Source organism: Nostoc flagelliforme FACHB-838 (assembly GCF_014698065.1).
In the GTDB taxonomy this organism is placed as follows: domain Bacteria; phylum Cyanobacteriota; class Cyanobacteriia; order Cyanobacteriales; family Nostocaceae; genus Nostoc; species Nostoc flagelliforme_B.
This window is the reverse complement of record NZ_JACJSI010000054.1, coordinates 1-16763: the sequence shown is the minus strand read 5'-3', so window position 1 is coordinate 16763 and position 16763 is coordinate 1. Positions and strand designations below refer to the sequence as shown.

Annotated in this window: 11 protein-coding genes and 2 pseudogenes; 6 read left to right on the top strand and 7 right to left on the bottom strand. The window is 41.1% G+C overall.

Going from position 1 to position 16763, the window contains the following annotated elements:
• The first annotated feature begins 209 nt into the window (after positions 1-209).
• Complete coding sequence (locus H6G97_RS22860) at positions 210-2303, top strand: TonB-dependent receptor domain-containing protein (protein WP_190942934.1); 2094 nt, start codon at positions 210-212, stop codon at positions 2301-2303.
• Positions 2304-2496: 193 nt separating this feature from the next.
• Positions 2497-2793 carry a hypothetical protein gene (locus H6G97_RS22855; protein WP_190942933.1) on the top strand — a complete coding sequence of 99 codons (297 nt, stop codon included), beginning with the start codon at positions 2497-2499 and terminating at the stop codon, positions 2791-2793.
• On the opposite strand, the gene H6G97_RS22850 is transcribed toward H6G97_RS22855, so the two are convergent.
• The gene (locus H6G97_RS22850) at positions 2745-3110 is read right to left on the bottom strand and encodes a hypothetical protein (RefSeq protein ID WP_190942932.1); all 366 of its coding nucleotides are present in this window, start codon (positions 3108-3110) and stop codon (positions 2745-2747) included. The genes H6G97_RS22855 and H6G97_RS22850 overlap by 49 nt on opposite strands.
• Before the next feature lie 95 nt (positions 3111-3205).
• Here H6G97_RS22850 and H6G97_RS22845 point away from each other — a divergent pair, with 95 nt between their 5' ends.
• Complete coding sequence (locus H6G97_RS22845; RefSeq protein ID WP_199349558.1) at positions 3206-3622, top strand: hypothetical protein; 417 nt, start codon at positions 3206-3208, stop codon at positions 3620-3622.
• Between the two features lie 307 nt (positions 3623-3929).
• Here the strand turns inward: H6G97_RS22845 and ptsP are convergent, their stop codons facing one another.
• From ptsP to H6G97_RS22830, 3 genes are all read right to left on the bottom strand, one after another.
• The gene (ptsP, locus tag H6G97_RS22840) at positions 3930-6440 is read right to left on the bottom strand and encodes a phosphoenolpyruvate--protein phosphotransferase (RefSeq protein ID WP_190942953.1); all 2511 of its coding nucleotides are present in this window, start codon (positions 6438-6440) and stop codon (positions 3930-3932) included.
• Between the two features lie 67 nt (positions 6441-6507).
• The gene (locus tag H6G97_RS22835; RefSeq protein ID WP_190942931.1) at positions 6508-6702 is read right to left on the bottom strand and encodes a hypothetical protein; all 195 of its coding nucleotides are present in this window, start codon (positions 6700-6702) and stop codon (positions 6508-6510) included.
• A 312-nt stretch (positions 6703-7014) separates the two neighbouring features.
• Complete coding sequence (locus H6G97_RS22830; RefSeq protein ID WP_190942930.1) at positions 7015-9162, bottom strand: beta strand repeat-containing protein; 2148 nt, start codon at positions 9160-9162, stop codon at positions 7015-7017.
• Between the two features lie 838 nt (positions 9163-10000).
• Here H6G97_RS22830 and H6G97_RS52805 point away from each other — a divergent pair.
• Both H6G97_RS52805 and H6G97_RS52800 read left to right on the top strand, forming a co-directional pair.
• Complete coding sequence (locus tag H6G97_RS52805) at positions 10001-10630, top strand: hypothetical protein (RefSeq protein ID WP_242055115.1); 630 nt, start codon at positions 10001-10003, stop codon at positions 10628-10630.
• Between the two features lie 170 nt (positions 10631-10800).
• Positions 10801-10965, top strand: coding sequence for a hypothetical protein (locus H6G97_RS52800; protein ID WP_242055113.1), 165 nt, complete (start codon positions 10801-10803; stop codon positions 10963-10965).
• Positions 10966-11682: 717 nt separating this feature from the next.
• On the opposite strand, the gene H6G97_RS22820 is transcribed toward H6G97_RS52800, so the two are convergent.
• From H6G97_RS22820 to H6G97_RS56050, 3 genes and pseudogenes are all read right to left on the bottom strand, one after another.
• A complete protein-coding gene (locus H6G97_RS22820; RefSeq protein ID WP_190942929.1) occupies positions 11683-13740 on the bottom strand; it encodes a beta strand repeat-containing protein in 2058 nt (685 codons plus the stop codon).
• Positions 13741-14873: 1133 nt separating this feature from the next.
• Positions 14874-15833: a calcium-binding protein gene (locus H6G97_RS55450; protein WP_422394216.1), complete on the bottom strand. Its 960-nt coding sequence runs from the start codon at positions 15831-15833 to the stop codon at positions 14874-14876.
• Between the two features lie 27 nt (positions 15834-15860).
• A pseudogene (locus H6G97_RS56050) lies at positions 15861-15923 on the bottom strand (hypothetical protein); the annotation flags it as partial.
• Positions 15924-16002: 79 nt separating this feature from the next.
• Here H6G97_RS56050 and H6G97_RS22810 point away from each other — a divergent pair.
• Positions 16003-16763 (top strand): annotated as a pseudogene (locus H6G97_RS22810) (IS701 family transposase); the annotation flags it as partial.

Here is a 16763-nt window from a genome sequence, read left to right as displayed (position 1 = left end):
CTTTACATGGCTCTAAATCATTAGGGGTCGAATTTTCTCTTGCCTCTTAGCCTTGTTCCAATGCGATCGCTCTGGGGTTTAACACATAGTGAATTGACCAACAGTCTCATCTTAACTGGGGAAATATGACAGCGTGTCTTTTGACACGATTTTACCATTACCGCAACAATGCTACGTGGTGACTGTTTTTACTTGGTGTGAAAGAGAACGTGAAAAAGGATTTTTTGTTGCTAACAGTTGCTTTTGGGAGTTTACTGATAGCGTTCCCTGGCTTTGCTGCTGAGAGTGAAATTGAGCAGAGAAATACTGATAAATTGACCGAAGTCATTTTAGATATTCCGAGTTTGAGTGAAGTTGAGCTACCCGCTACTAATGCCGAATTATTAACTCAAGAATCTGTACCGATTGAAGTTAATCCAGAAGAAACTCAGGTAGAAACACCAGATTCTACAGATGATGCAGACATTATTATAGAAGCGATCGCAGAACCAGATAACCTACCTCAATCTACTCCAACTTACGTAATTGATCAAGAAGAAATTAAAAAGCAAGGCGCTGCAAGTTTAGCCGATATTTTGAAACGAATGCCTGGTTTTGCAATCAATGATGTAGGTCATGGTGCAGATATTCACACAGGTACATACTATCGGGGAGCTTCAATTAATCAATCTGTATTTTTAATTAATGGCAGACCAATTAACAATAATGTCAACATTTATCATGGTGGCACTGATTTAAATAGTATTCCTGTAGAGGCGATTGAAAGAGTGGAATTATATAGCGGTACTGCCTCCGCTCTATTTGGTTCCTCTGCTTTTGGGGGAGTTGTAAATATTATCACCAAAGAAGGTTATGGCAAACCTAAATTGAACGCTAGTGCAGAATTTGGCTCATTAAGTTTAAATAATCAACAAGTAACTTATGGTGGTTCATCTGATAATGTCAAATACAACTTTAGCTTTGAAAGATTCTTTATAGATAACCGTTACCGCGTCCCTCTAGGTGCAGCAAATCGTGATGAACAGGGATTTTTATTCAATGCAGACACAGCTACAAGTACCTACTTTGGTAGCATTGGAGTAGATTTAGATCAGAAAAATTCTTTGAATTTAGATGTTACTGTACTCAGCAGTCGTCGCGGCTTAATTTATTTTGGGTTTCCTCTCCAAAGAGATAGATTAGACCACGATGGTTTAAACATTGGCTTATCTTGGAAAACTCGACTAGGTAATGGCGAAAGCTCTAATCTGACAACCTCAATTGGTTATAACCAAGATTATTTTAGTACTTATGGCCCTACAGGAGCATCATTTTATCGGAGAGGGTCTTTAGATACACAACAACTTACAGCCAGAGTCGATCATGAGTGGAAAATTACTTCTAATAATAAATTGCGCTGGGGATTAGATTTGAAAAACACCGATTTAATCGGTGATGTTTTGAGTACAGATCCTAATAGGATTGCGGGAAACGAAAAGGAAGATCGGAGTTTGTTTAATACGGCTTTATTTGCTGTCAATACTTGGAATATTAGCGATAATTTTCTGATAGATTTAGGGTTGAGGCAAACCTTTGATAGCCAGTTTGGAAATTATCTCAACCCTAGTCTTGGGTTACGTTATGCTGTCACACCAATAATAGCAGTGCGTGGAAGTTGGGCAGGGGCACAACGCAATCCTGGGTTAGATCAGTTGTATGTTTATGATACAGTTCATAATTGGATACCTAATCCTGATTTAAGCCCGGAAACTGGCTCTACTTGGAGTGCAGGAGTAGATGTTAATTTTTCTCAAAATCTAATTGGACAGTTTACTTACTTTGGTAGTAGTATAAGCGATCGCTTGGGAGTCATCGCCAACAGATGGGAAAACATTGGACTAGTGGATACCAATGGTTTAGAGGCAGCTTTGCAATTAAGAATTGCCCCAGGCTGGTCAACTTTCCTTAACTACACTTATACAGATGCTCAAATAAAAACAGGTACAGAGAGAGGTTTACAGTTAGGTTTAATTCCCTACTCTGTACTTCAAACTGGTGTAGGTTATGAAAATGCGGGATGGCAGGCTAACTTGTATGTTACCTACAATAGTGGCGCTCGTAGATCCATCTTCGCTGCCAATAATAAGAGTACAGATTTTGCACCATCTTTCGTGAATTTAGATTTGACCGGTCGTGTACCTTTAACTAGCAATTTAGGATTGACAGTCTATTTAGAAAATCTACTGGGTGAGCAATATGAGCGAGTTAATCGCATATACAGCCCTGGATTTACTTTCCGTGTGGGTTTAAGCGCTAATTTTTAGGTGTAAAATCTCTGATTTTCTCTCTGTGTTCTCTGCGCCTCTGTGGTTCAATAAAAAACTTTTAAACCGCAGAGGCACAGAGAACACAGAGAAAAGAGGATCTTTTTGGCAAAGACGATGCACTGCCGTTCAAGATGGTGCGTTAGGCTAAAGCCTAAATGCACCCTACTTGACATTTAAATCTAAAATTGACATGAGAGCCAGAATCGAAAATAAAATACTTTTTATCCACCACGAAGATGTGCCAGAGTTTAAGAAGGGTGGTTCGGTGGTGCGGAACTCTTATTTCTGGGCGCTACGTTCAATTGCTGGTAAAGCTTCGCGTTATCGTGATTGGGAATACGAACCGGAGGTTTGGCTAGCACTTTCACGAATGCTTTTGTCGTTTGCTGAATCTGGGTATCTGGGTCTTAGAGAAACCTTGCTGGAGTTTCCTTTCTCTCAAGGGGAAATTCCTAGTTTGCTGAGGGATATATCCACCTTTGAGTAAGTTTTTAATAATTTAATCATATCTTTCTCATTCGCATTTGCTTGTTTGGCGATCGCATTTGCTTGTTCGGCGATCGCATTTGCTTGTTTGGCGACTCCATTTGCTTGTTGGGCGACTCCATTTGCTTGTTTGGCGATCGCATTTGCTTGTTGGGCGACTCCATTTGCTTGTTTGGCGACTCCATTTGCTTGTTTGGCGACAGCATTTGCTTGTTTGGCGACTCCATTTGCTTGTTTGGCGACAGCATTTGCTTGTTGGGCGACTCCATTTGCTTGTTTGGCGACAGCATTTGCTTGTTTGGCGACATCATTGGGCACTCAAATGACGTTCAATCCGTCACGATTAGCCATCATAGACAAACCCTAGTTAAGAATAGTGCAGAAGCAAGGGTAGTTGTGAGAAAAAAATTAAAATGCAGCAGTTAGTGGAGGAGAATAACGTGAAAATAGGGATTATTACGAAAACATTTATTACATCCATCGGTTTGCTAGCTTTATTTGCCCCAAGTCAAGCATCGGCTCAACTTATACCGCAACCTTGGGTTTCAGTCGGTGGAAAAGATGGTGATGTAACCTATGCTGTAGGTGCTAGGGCTTTAGATTTCGGGATTGAGGTAGGAGTTGGCCCTGATGGTGCTACGGGAGTAGATGTTTTGAGATTTATCAGTTTGCCTGTCATTTCACCTTATGTAGGAGTTGGACTTTATTCAGAGGATAAAGGTGTTGCAGTTTCGGGTGGTGTTCAGGTAGGTGCTACTGATAACGTTTTTGTTGGTGCTGGTTACAATTCTATTCGTGGCTTTAACGGGCAGCTGGGAATAAGATTTTAACTAAATCGTAAATCGTAATTCGTAATTCGTAATTTGTAATGATGTTCGCGGACTCGTTAACATCATTATTGGCGAAATACTCATGCGTAATTGTATTTATTGGTGGTCTTGAATTAGTGAGGAATTTAGACTCTAAGTAATTCAATTACGAATTAAGAATTGCGAATTATATCATGTTCGGCAAATCACTTATAATGTGTCATTGCGAATGCAACGAAGTGGAATGAAGCAATCGCAAAGGTTTGGGATTGCCGCGCTACGCTCGCAATGACATAAGTATTAAGTCGAACATGATATTACGAATTAATTATGCAGGGGGGATAACTGAAGTTGAGATTAGTTCTCTGACATCCTCTGCGGAATCTTGTTGTAATGCTGATGCCACGATCGCTTCACTTTCAACTATATTTAATCGAGCGATCGCTTGTTTCACTCCAGGTATACTTTGAGGATTCACGCTCAACTCATCCAGCCCTAAACCTAATAAAATTGTTGTTGCTAAAGTATCTGCTGCCAATTCTCCACATAATCCTACTGAAATTCCCGCCGCATGAGCAGCTTGGATAGTTTGCTGCACCATTCGCAGCACTGCTGGATGTAGCGCATCAACTAAATTTGCCACGCGGGGATTAGTGCGATCGCTAGCCATGACGTACTGACTCAGGTCGTTAGTCCCGATACTAAAGAAGTCTACTTCAGCTGCTAACTGATCTGCGATCGCAACTGCTGCCGGAACCTCTACCATAATCCCTACTTTCATCCCGGCATCAAAGGAAATACCAGCTTGATTTAGTTCAGCCTGCACTTCACCCAAAATTACCTTAGCTGCACGTACCTCAGTTACACTAGCAATCATCGGCAACATGATCTTAATTTGGTGTCCGACACTAGCTCTCAAAATTGCCCGTAACTGAGTTTTGAACAAATCCAAATGATCTAAACAGAAACGAATTCCCCGCCAACCTAAGAAAGGGTTAGCTTCGGGAAAACCTACTCTCAAATAAGGAAGTGGTTTATCACCACCGACATCTAAGGTACGAATAATTAGCGGACGATTATCTAAAACTTGGGCGATCGCCTGATACACTGCTAATTGTTCTTCTTCAGTCGGGGCGCTTGTCCGGTCAAGATAAAGAAACTCAGTGCGGAGAAGCCCCACACCTTCTGCACCGTTAGCTACAGCAACTTGCACATCACTTATACTACCAATGTTGGCAAAGACGCTAACTTGCCGACCATCAAGAGTAATCGCTGGCTGGTGTGCCGTTGCTTGTGCTTGCTGTTGGGCAGTTTGCCAAGCTTCTTGCTTTGCTGTCAGTAAATCTAGGATATGTGATTCTGGTTCTACCCAAGCTCTGCCACTTTCACCATCAAGTGCCATAAGTGTACCATCTGCCAAGTGCAACACTTGGGCATCTATTCCCAAAACTGCGGGAATACCCAACGTCCGGGCTATAATTGCACTGTGGGAGGTGGCGCTACCAGAAGTAGTACAAATTCCCAAAACCTTTTTCGGATCTAATCTAGCGGTATTTGATGGGCTTAAATCAGTCGCCACTAAAATCGCTGGTTCCTCCAGATGTAGGTTAGCATCTGCATTTCCAACTAGTAATCGCAGCACTCTTTGCCCCACATCGACAACATCATCAACTCGCTCTTGCAAGTAAGAATCCTCAAGTGTGCGGTAAGAAGTCGCTACTTCATCAACTACGGCTTGCCAAGCGGCTTCAGCATTTAGATGGTTTTTGAAGATGCGCTCTTTAGCTGCTTCCAACAATACTGGATCTTCTAAAAATAGTAATTGGGCATCAAAAATGGCGGCTTCAGCGTCACCAATTTGCAGGGATGCTTGTGAGAAAACTGCTTGAATTTCTTGTTTGGCGATGTGAATTGCCGCCTGTAATCTTTGCCACTCTAATTCTACATTCTCTACGTGGTATTGCGTAATAGAAATGTGAGTGGGTTGATAATGAACAACGGGTGCGATCGCTACTCCTGGAGAAGCTGCAATTCCCGCAAGTTCTCCACGAGTTCCTGGGGTAAATTCATGGTGAAATGCTGGTGGAGAATTCAAGGCAACATTATCTTCACCAAAGTTATTAGCGAATAATGCCTGTAATGCCGCTAGTGCCTCATCTGCATCTGCACCAGTAGCAGTAATCACCAGTTCGTGTCCTTGACGCACCCCTAAAGTTGTAACTTGGTTAATACTGTCACCCCTGACTAGCTCAGTATTTCTCGTTAAATTTTGCACGAAAATTTGCGATTGAAACCGGGTTGCTGTCACCACAAACTGTGCTGCGGGACGGGCGTGTAATCCCAAGCGATTGCTGACAATCAGCCGGATTTCTCTGGTTGGTGATTCTACATTGGTTGTTGTTGGGGTGACAAGTGACAACGGCCTACTAACAACACCTAATTGAGTTGCTTTTGCTAGGAGTGCGCCGCGTGCTTCCGCCATAACTTGGTGAATATCTCTACCAGCCGCCGCCGCTACTACAGCAGCGATCGCCCCTTCTACTAGGGGTGCTTCACACAAATATACTTTTTGCTGTTGTGCTTCTGGTAGAAACTCAATTGCCATTTCTGCACTCAGCAAAGCACTACCCAAATCCATTAACACCAAGACACCATTATCAGAATAGACAGAAGCGATCGCTTCATAAACCTGAATAGGATCTGTACCCAATGGATTTTCCGGATCTTCAATACCTGCTGCAACAGCAATGGGAACTTGGTTCTGAACCATCTGCGCGGCGAGTTCCCGCACACCCAAAGCTAGTTGTTTACTGTGAGAAACGATGACAATTCCAATCACTGCCACACCGTCAACCTTGTTGAGAGGTTTGCGTTTAGCTAGTTATCCATTTCATTTTCCCATTCTGCTAGAATTGCAACTGCCCAAAAATATTCCGGTCTTTCCAGCTAGAAATACGAATTAAATAGCCTTCTGTGACGGAAATACGTGGTGTCCACTCATAAACTCCATCGCTAGCAGTACGGGAAAAAATGTCTTGGATAAGTTTGTCTCCATCGTACAACTTAATCGAGACATCGCCGTCAAAATTATCCTGCCACAATATTAAAAAAGGCTGATCTTTCTTGGGAAGTACTTTAGCCGTTGGCTGACTGATTAAGATTTTTGGCGCAACCTGATTTTTGCTTTTCTTACGGAATCCCAGATAACGAGGTAAGTGCCGGAAAGTAGGATTTTCTTGCAGAAGTGGGGAAAGGGTAAGGGGGAGAGGAATGGAATTTTCCCTTTCCCTTTAACCTTTCCCCAACATCTTTGTTCAGAGTATCAAGTCATTAGTACTTATTCGCTTGGTTTTGGGCTAATACTTTCGCTGGATGGTCGCTGTATTAGTAAGTAGTGATGTCTACAATTACGATTAAAAAACCACAAAATTGTTTTTCGTTAGTGACAATCCATCTGAGATTTGTGCAAATGTTACCTGAGTAAATGCGCCAGCACTGCCATCTTGGTCATAAGACACTGCGCCCGTAGTATTGTTATAGATAAATCTTTGCTCGTTTGTCGTTGCAGATGCCCCAATTGTAAACTGACTAGCTAAGAGTGAACCTATTGATAACCCGCCATCGAAACCAGTCGCCGATACCTGAATCAATTCATTAGTGATATTGAAGTTATAAATAGTATCAATGCCTTCATTGTAATTATTGAAAGCAAAGGTATCTTGACCAAGACCACCTATGAGGATATCATCACCATTTCCACCATAAAGAGTGTTGTTGCCTAATGCACCATCCGCAGATAGAGTATCATTGCCATCGCCCCCATCCAAAAGGTTATTGCCTGTTGAATAGTCAATATTTAATGTATCGTCACCAGCGCCACCGTTGAGGGTATTCTTGCCTGATGTAACGATATCTTCCCCCTCGGAGTCATTATAGAGGATGCCAGAGCCGGAGAGATAATCATTGCCATCGCCACCATTCAGAAGGTTATTGCCTGTTGAATAGTCAATATTTAATGTATCGTCACCAGCGCCACCGTTGAGGGTATTATTGCCTGATGTGAGAGGATAAATAATTTCGGTGTCGCCTGACCCCTCTTGGTAGTAGCCAGAAGCACTAAGAGAATCATTCCCATCACCTCCATCCAGAAGGTTATTGCCTGGCGTATAGTTAACATTCAATGTATCATCACCAGCGCCACCGTTGAGAGTATTCTTGCCAGAAGCGAAGAATCCTCCGTATAAGTAATTTGTGTAGCCAGAAGCGCTAAGAGAATCATTGCCGTCGCCACCATTGAGTAGGTTATCGCCTTCTGAAAAGTCAATATTAAATGTATCGTTACCAGCACCACCGTTGAGGGTGTTATCACCTAAAGAGCGATCGGTGCCGTATCTGGTAATTGTGCCAGAGGCGAATAGATAATCATTGCCATCGCCACCATTAAGTAGGTTATTGCCTGTTGATGAGCCAACATTCAAGCTATCGCTACCAACGCCACCATCCAGTAAGTTATTGCCTGCTGAATAGTCAGCAGTCAACCTATCATTACCAACGCCACCGTTAAGGGTGTTATTGCCTGAAGCACCAAAGTAACTGTAGTAATCGAAGCCAGAGAGGGAGAGAAGATCGTTGCCGTCGTCACCATTGAGTAAGCTATTGCCTGTTGAATAGTCAATATTCAATGTATCGTCACCAGCACCACCATTGAGAGTGTTATTGCCAGAAGCGGCGAATCCTGCGTAGAAGGAGCGAGAGGCGAGTAAATAATCATTGTCATCGCCACCACTAAGTAGGTTATCGCCTGTTGATGAGCCAACATTCAAGCGATCGTCACCAGCACCACCAACGAGAGTATCATTCCCCGTACCGTCAATGAGAGTATCATTCCCCGCACCACCAACCAGGAAGTCATTGCCAGCAGCGCCTCTCAGCATGTCGTTGCCACTCAAGCCATCAATGATGTCATCACCCCCCTGGCCATTGATGACATCATCTGAGTTGTCAAAGCCGCTAACATTATTGTTCAGGTCATTAAGAAAAGTAACTGTGTTCAAGTTGAAGATAGTGCTTTGGGTGGAGTTGGCATTGAAGACATCAAAGCTATCTGTGGTGCTAGTTTGCTCATAAAACAGGATATTGCCTGAGTTTACAGTAGCTCCTCTAGATTTGCTCAAATTATCCAGGTTTTCCAGAGCAAAGTTTTGCAAGATGACTGTGGTATCGGTATTACTTCCCTCTTCAAAGGTGATTTCCAAATCGCTGCCATTCTGAGTTAGCAGCAAATATTTGGCAGTGCCTCCCTTAAATTCTAAAGTGTCCACTTCGGCAATGACTTCTGCTGTCGGGTTTGTCCCTTTACCTACCCCACCAAAATCAGTGATGATTTTAGTGCCGTTACTATCGTAGTCAAAAACAAATTTATCCTTGCCGATTCCACCAGTTAAAGTGTCATTGCCAACAAAAGTTGTGATAGTATCATCGCCTGCCTTACCATTAATCGTGTCCGCCTCGTAACTGCCTACTAGAGTATCGTTACCATCGGTTCCAATGATATTTGCCATAACTTTTACCTACCTTAAGAGATTTTTTCAGTAACTTTAGTTTTCAACCAGTTGTTTGTGCCCAAAAATGGCACAAACAACTCACCGAGATTTAGGGTTTTCGGGATAGTTTATACATCACCTATGAAAATCAGCAAATTTTATTGAAGATTTACCCTTTCACAGGCTTTTACAAGACACTTATGTAACTATCTTGGACTATCTAAGCCTTAGGCACTGTAAAAATTGATAGCGTGTGCATTCTAGGATAATTAGTCATTTCAAGCTTTTTAATCATTCTTGTTAAGTAGAAACTACTGAACAAGCATCGAAAAATATGACCATTGAATGCCTAAAATTTACCCTTTATATTTGGTTTTTTGCCAGCGTATAAGTTCTACTAGCCCAAAAATAGTCAAAAGTTTACTCTTGATAGAGAACGAGATTTTCATGTCCCCCTTGTGAGCTATTCTTCGTGGGTGTCTCAGCTTGAAATTAGAGAATATCTCAACGCCTCAAAATAACTACATAGTCAATATTTTACTTAAATGTCTATACTTAAATAAGTATCTTTATATAGTCTTCACATGATTGGCCAATAAATGTATATATGAATACTGAACTTTTTATATTCTTTATATTCTAATACGCTTGGGTTAAGGGTAAAAACTAAAAGTGGTGTAGGTTGTGTTGAGAAACAAAACCTAACATTATCAACCATTTGTTGGGTTTCGTTATTGCTCAACCCAACCTACTATTCTGACGGGGTGACAAAGCGGCTGAAGCCAAGAAAATAGAGGAATGTGACAGTTTTGGGGTAAAAAAAGATAGGTCAGGTATTCTCAACAAGACCTATCAAATGATAATGTTACCTAAATTCTACCAAAACTGCTTTCAAAATGTACTGACACCAGCGCAGTACAAGATGCTAGAAATCTTGATTATGCTGTTGCAATTTCACAAAACTGTGACGATTGAGAAACTAGCCACAGTGTTTCCTCAACCGATAAAATTTGAAAGTCGGAGACGGAGTATACAAAGATTTTTATTGTTGCCGCAGTTATCAATTCAATACCTCTGGTTTCCATTAATCAAACGATGGGTAAAAAACAGCCGAAAACTGCCAAAGAAACAACTGATATTTGCCATTGATAGAACACAGTGGCGTTGTGAAAATGTGTTCGTTATCAGTTTAATAGAACAAAAAAGAGCAATACCTGTTTATTGGCTATTGTTACCAAAAAGAGGATGTAGCAATCTTTGTGAGCAGAAAAAGTTAATTCGCCCATTATTAAGGTTGTTTAAAGGATATCAAATGTTGGTGCTAGGGGATAGAGAGTTTCATAGCATCAAACTAGCGAATTGGTTACAGAGCAAGAGAATTAACTTTGTGCTACGCCAAAAACAAGGCACTTATATTCGCCAAGAACATGAGCCATACCAACGCTTGCAGTCTTTAGGATTAATCCAGGAATTTCGTTTTTTCTAGAGGGTATTCAATTTACCAAACAGAAGGGTTTTGCTAAATTTAATCTGGCTGGATATTACAAGCGGAAATATCGTGGACAACTGGAGCCTGCTGGTTGGTTTTTACTCACGAACCTTGACAGCCTCAAAGATGCCATTAAAGTATTTAAGCTGCGAAGCGGTATTGAAGCCATGTTCAAAGATTGCAAGACTGGTGGCTATAATCTTGAATCTACTTATGCTGATGGTAAACGCTTAATAGCAGTGATTTTATTAATTGCTATTGCTTATACTTGTGCCATTTTAGCTGGTCGTACCTCTCGCAAAATGGGACTACAAAATCGCTTTGGGGCTTAAAAAATAATCAAGCGCGAAATCCTGATTTTTTCGTTGGTTCTTAACCTTCGTTGTGATCAAGAGTAATTTAGATGCGTTTGCCCTGCTGGTAAACTACCTTATTTTCATCAAGGTTTACGTGCTATGGCTCTTATCCAGTCTGCTTTATAGGCTCTTTGTCACCCCTTCAGCCTACTATTTTTCACAAAGCCAACCGTATTGCTTTATATTCTTCCAGCTTTTAAACAATAAGAGAGCAGTAGGCAAATGTTTTAAGTAGGATAAAAATACATATTTTCCTTTTTGAACGCTGTGATGTCTACGATAGTCACTGAGCTTTGTCGTACCACTTCCCTATGGGACGCTACGCGAACGTGGAAGCAAGCTACGCACAGTGTCTCCTAGAGAAGTGCGGGCTATGCCTACGCATGGTGATATATTGTATCTAAGCCAGAATCACAAACGCAGACATGGCTAAACTAATCCAAAGACACTTGCAAATCATCTGCACTTATACCGGAAGTTAAGCAACTAAACTCACTATCTACTTTACCTAACAGTAAGTAGACATCTCCAGAAATTAATAATGCGTTACCTAAAAACCTTAGAGAGACCTTATATATCACGTTTCTACATTCATTATCGAAGATATATCTTGTATTGAAAAATCGAATAGGAGGTGGTTAAAATAGAACCTCCCATTCTGTGTCTAGAGTAATATAAGAACGCTAATCACAATTAAACAACCACGAAATTGTTTTCGGTTAGTGTCACACCACCCAAAAGTTGTGCAAACTTGACCTGAGTAAATGCACCTGCACTGCCATCTTGGTCAAAGTAGAGTTCACCCGTGCTTTTGTCATAGATAAATCGTTGATTGCTTGTCGTTGCAGAGATTCCGAGGGTAAACTGAGTTTTCTGAAGTAAACCTACAGATAACCCACCACCAAAACCCGCAGCCGATACCTGAATCAATTCATTAGTAGCATTGAAGTCATAAAGATGATCAAGTCCTTCGTTGTAACTATTGAAGGCAAAGGTATCAATACCATCATTTCCATAGAAGGTGTCATTACCAAAACCACCTGTTAAAACATCGTTGCCAAAACCACCATAAAGAGTGTTATTACCTAATGCGCTATATGCGGAGAGAGTATCATTGCCATCACCACCAGAGAGCAGATTATTGCCTGTTGAATAATCAACAATCAATTTATCGGCACCAGCGCCACCGTTGAGAGTGTTATCCCCTGATGCCCTGCGATAGACTCCTTCACTGCCGTACTCGTTGCCGTACTGATTGCTGTAATCGTCGAACTCGTAGCCAGAGGCGGAAAGATAATCATCGCCATCGTCCCCATTAAGTAGGTTAGCGCCTGATGAATAGTCAACATTTAAGTTATCGTCACCAGTACCACCGTTAAGGGTGTTCTTGCCAGTGGTGTTATAAAAAGATCCTCCGTAGCCGTAGCCGTAGCTAGAACCAGAGAGAGAATCATTGCCATCGCCCCCATTTAGTAAGTTAGCGCCTGATGAATAGTTAACATTCAAGTAATCGTCATCAGCCCCACCGTTGAGGGTGTTATTGCCAGTGGTGTTATCAAACCTATAGCCCTCGAAATTAGAGGCAAAAAGAGAATCATTGCCATCACCACCACAGAGCAGATTATCACCTGTTGAAATGTTAGCACTCAAGTAATCGTCACCAGTGCCACCCTTAAGGGTGTTATTACCAAGGGCAAGATTGACGGAAAGACGATCGTTGCCATCGCCACCATCCAATAAGTTATCGCCTTTTGAAAATAAAGTGCTTAAGGTATCGTTACCAGCCCCACCATTGAGGGTGTTATTACCAGATTCTACAGGATTGTAATAGTCATTAGAGACGGAGAGATAATCATTGCCATCGTCACCATTCAGTAGGTTATGCCCTGTTGAAATGTCAGCAATCAAGCTATCGTTACCAACGCCACCATTGAGGGTATTATTACCACCAGATACCTCACTGTAGCCGTCACTAGAGACGGAGAGATAATCATTACCATCGCCACCATTTAATAGATTATCCCCTGTTGAACTGTTAGCGCTTAAGTTATCGTCATCAGCGCCACCGTTGAGAGTATTATTACCCGCGCCACCAATGAGAGTGTCATTTCCCGCACCACCGCGGAGCAAGTCGTTGCCACTCAAGCCATCAATTTTGTCATTACCTCCTTGAGCATTGATAACATCATTTGAGTCGTCTAAACCCGTAATGTTATTGTCGAGGTCATTGAGGAATGTGACAATATTTTTGATGCCCAGACTAGTATCAGTGGAGTTAGCATCTAGGACATTAAAGCTGTCAGTGACGCTAGTTTGCCCATTAAACAGGATATTGCCAATAGCTAATCTTTGACCAGAAGCCTTCAGATTCTCCAAGTTTTCTAGTTTAAAGTTTTTTAGAATAACTTCGGCATCAGGCACCCCTTCAAAGGTGATTTCTAGATTGCTGCCATTCTGGGTAAGCAGCAAATTTTGGGCGCTCAAGCCAGCACCTTGAAATTCGATGGTATCTACTTCGGCAATGACTGCTGCCGAGGGGTTTACGCCTTTGCCTATGCCACCAAAATCGGTGATGTTATCAGTACCGTCGCCTAAGTTGTAAACAAATTTATCCTTGCTACCGCCACCAGTCAGGAAGTCATTACCCTCCTTGGCTATGATGATATCGTTGCCTGCTTTACCGTTGATTGTGTCCGCGTCGTTACTGCCCAGTAAAGTATCATTACCCTGGGTTCCAATGATATTTGCCATAACTTTTACCTTCCTAAATCAGTTTTTCAGTAACTTTAAGTTTTCAGCCCTAAATTAGTGGTGTTTCATCACACAACAAGTCACCGAAAATTAACGCTTTCGGCATACTTTTATGTCACTATTAAAGGACAGTAATTTTTCTCTGAAACCTACTTTCTTTACCAGCTTGCAATTAGCAGCTTACCATCTAAGTACCAAAACCTCATGCAATGTACAAATTCATGGCCGAGGGGATGAACTCAAACAGGTCGTTTTAAGTTTTTTCTAACCATCCTTGATAGAATAGTATAGGCATATCTCAATCAAGGCACCGCTAAAAAAGCTTTGCCAAATCAAGCTTAAATGCCTGAAACTTACACAACACCTTGAAAGGGCTAGTCCTACTATTTTAAAAATAGGGAATAGTTAACTCTTAATAGGGAAAGGGATTTTTACACCCTTGTTGTGGGCTATTGCCCCTGAATATCTAGCTTAAAATAGAGAACATCTAAATAACCTGATACTAACTAGATACTGAATATTTACTTAGATGTCCATAGTTGAAGAACCATCTTTGCATACTCTTTACATTATATGCCGAGAAATCTATGTGGCAAGATATTATCTTAGTATGTTCTTCACATTTTTAGAGTTTATGGTCAAGAGTTGATTCGCACAAAGCACCACTGACAAAGAAGTTTGAATGGAGGCTTCCAAAAAGCTAACTTCGGGAATGCTTGAAGAAAGAATAAAAAAATATATTTTCTTTAGCGATCGCCTCGGGTGGGCTAAGTCTACGCCTGCCAATATCCACAATATTTGTGCAAAAATCGCTATATGTTACTAAAATTACAAACGCATACATAATGTAATTTAGCCAAAAACGCTTGCAAAGCATCTGCACTCATGCCCAAAATTAATAAACCAAGCCCAACACCAATACTTGTCGGGTTTTGGGGAAAAGGAAAAGGGTTAAAGGGGAAAAACCTTATATATCGAGCCTTCCACTTTTTTTCCCCTTACCCTTTAACCGAGCAGTATTGAGCCCAACACATATTTTCTGTTAACACATTACATTAATGAATAGAATGCGAGGTGCCCAAAAGAGCGCCTCGCAACCTGTACTTAGAGCGATCGCAGAACGCTAATCACAATTAAACAACCACAAAGTTGTTTTCGGTTAGTATCACACCACCCCAAAGTTGTGCAAATTTTACCTGAGTAGACCCAGATGCACTACCATCAAGGTCAAAATACAGTCCACCTGTGCTGTTGTCATAGATAAATCGTTGCTCACTTGTGGTTGCAGATGTGCCAATGGTAAACTGACTTGTCAAAAGTGAACCTGATGATAACCCACCGCCAAAACCAGTAGCCGATACCTGAATCAATTCATTGGTGGCGTTAAAGTCATAAATACTGTCAACACCATCGTTGTAAGTATTGAAAACAAAAGTATCAGTACCAGCTCCTCCAATTAGACTATCATTACCGTTGCCACCTGTGAGGATGTCATTACCATCCCCTCCAGATAGTAGATTCTCGCCTGTTGAACCGCTAGCATTCAACGTATCGCTACCAGCACCGCCAATGAGAATATCATTTCCCTCACCACTCCTCAAAAGGTCATTACCACTTTTGCCGTCGATGATGTCATCACCCCCCTGACCATTGATGACATCATTGGAGTTGTCAAAACCCGTAATGTTGTTGTCGAGGTCATTAAGGAAGGTAACAGTGTTCCTGTTGAACAGGGTAGTTTGAGTGGAATTGACATCAAACACATCAAAACTGTCAGTAATGCTGGTTTGTCCAGAAAACAAGATATTGCCAATAGCTGGTCGTGAAGAAGTTGCTGGCAGATTATCCAGGTTTTCTAAGTTAAAGTTTTGCAGAATGATTTTACTGCTATTAGTGAAACCTTCAAAGGTGATTTCTAAGTTGTTACCATTTTGAATTAATTGCAGATTTTGGGCAGTGAAGACATAACCTGTAAATTGCAAGGTATCTAAAGAAGCAATCACCGCCGCTGAGGGATTTGAGCCTTTACCCACGCCACCAAAATCGGTGATAATATCAGTGTTACTCTCGTCAGAGTAGTAGCTGTCGCTCAAGTTGTAAACAAATTTATCATTGCCCGCCCCACCAGTTAGGGTGTCGTCACCACTCCCACCTGTCAGGATATCATTACCCGCACCACCAATAATATCCCTCTTCTGTCACTTTCCGGGTATTCTAAATAAAAGGATTAGAAGAAAAAACTCTCTTCAGGTAGGTATGGCAATGGATGTAGAATTACAAATCCTGAAACATTTGGCAAGAGATGCCCACCCAACAGTTGCGATAGCGAAGCGCAGATCGTAGATGAATATTGTGCAGAGTATAAAGACTTATTTAAAGAAGTAAGGAATTATGAGTGCTTCAAATATTTACACATGGGGATAATATCAACGATAAAACGAAAATCGTTACCAGAGATAGCAAAGGTAGTGAGCATAAATTCGGCACAGTCATTACACCATTTTTTAGCAAATTCAGATTGGTCAGTAAATAAATTAAAACAACGAAGATTAAATAAGTTAAAGAAACAATTGCATGGTCGTGCAATTACATTAGTAATAGATGAGACAGGAGATAGGAAAAAAGGTAAAAAGACTGATTATGTAGCTAGACAATATTTAGGAAGCGTAGGGGAAATAGATAATGGAATAGTTTCAGTCAATGCTTATGGAGTTTATGCTAATATAACTTTTCCATTAATCGTCAAAGTATTTAAACCAAAAGGAACATTAAAGGAGTCAGATAAATATAAAACTAAAATAGAGCTAGCATCAGAGATAATTACAGAATTAATGGAATCAGGGTTCAATATTGAATTAGTACTGGCTGATAGTTTATATGGTGAAAGTAGCCAATTCATTAGAAAAATTGATATAACTTAGGCTATGTGGTGTCAATTAGAAGTAATCATGGAGTCTGGCTACCAGCAGAGCAAAGGGTTAGGGCAAATAAGTGGTGTAAATTTAAGAGAACATTTAGCAATC

What these genes read in the sequence shown, in the direction of transcription:
- H6G97_RS22855 (WP_190942933.1), top strand. Translation starts at nt 2,497, where the DNA reads ATGAGAGCCAGAATCGAAAATAAAATACTTTTTATCCACCACGAAGAT.
- H6G97_RS22845 (WP_199349558.1), top strand. Translation starts at nt 3,206, where the DNA reads ATGCAGCAGTTAGTGGAGGAGAATAACGTGAAAATAGGGATTATTACG.
- H6G97_RS22830 (WP_190942930.1), bottom strand. Translation starts at nt 9,162, where the DNA reads ATGGCAAATATCATTGGAACCGATGGTAACGATACTCTAGTAGGCAGT.
- H6G97_RS52805 (WP_242055115.1), top strand. Translation starts at nt 10,001, where the DNA reads ATGATAATGTTACCTAAATTCTACCAAAACTGCTTTCAAAATGTACTG.
- H6G97_RS52800 (WP_242055113.1), top strand. Translation starts at nt 10,801, where the DNA reads ATGTTCAAAGATTGCAAGACTGGTGGCTATAATCTTGAATCTACTTAT.
- H6G97_RS22820 (WP_190942929.1), bottom strand. Translation starts at nt 13,740, where the DNA reads ATGGCAAATATCATTGGAACCCAGGGTAATGATACTTTACTGGGCAGT.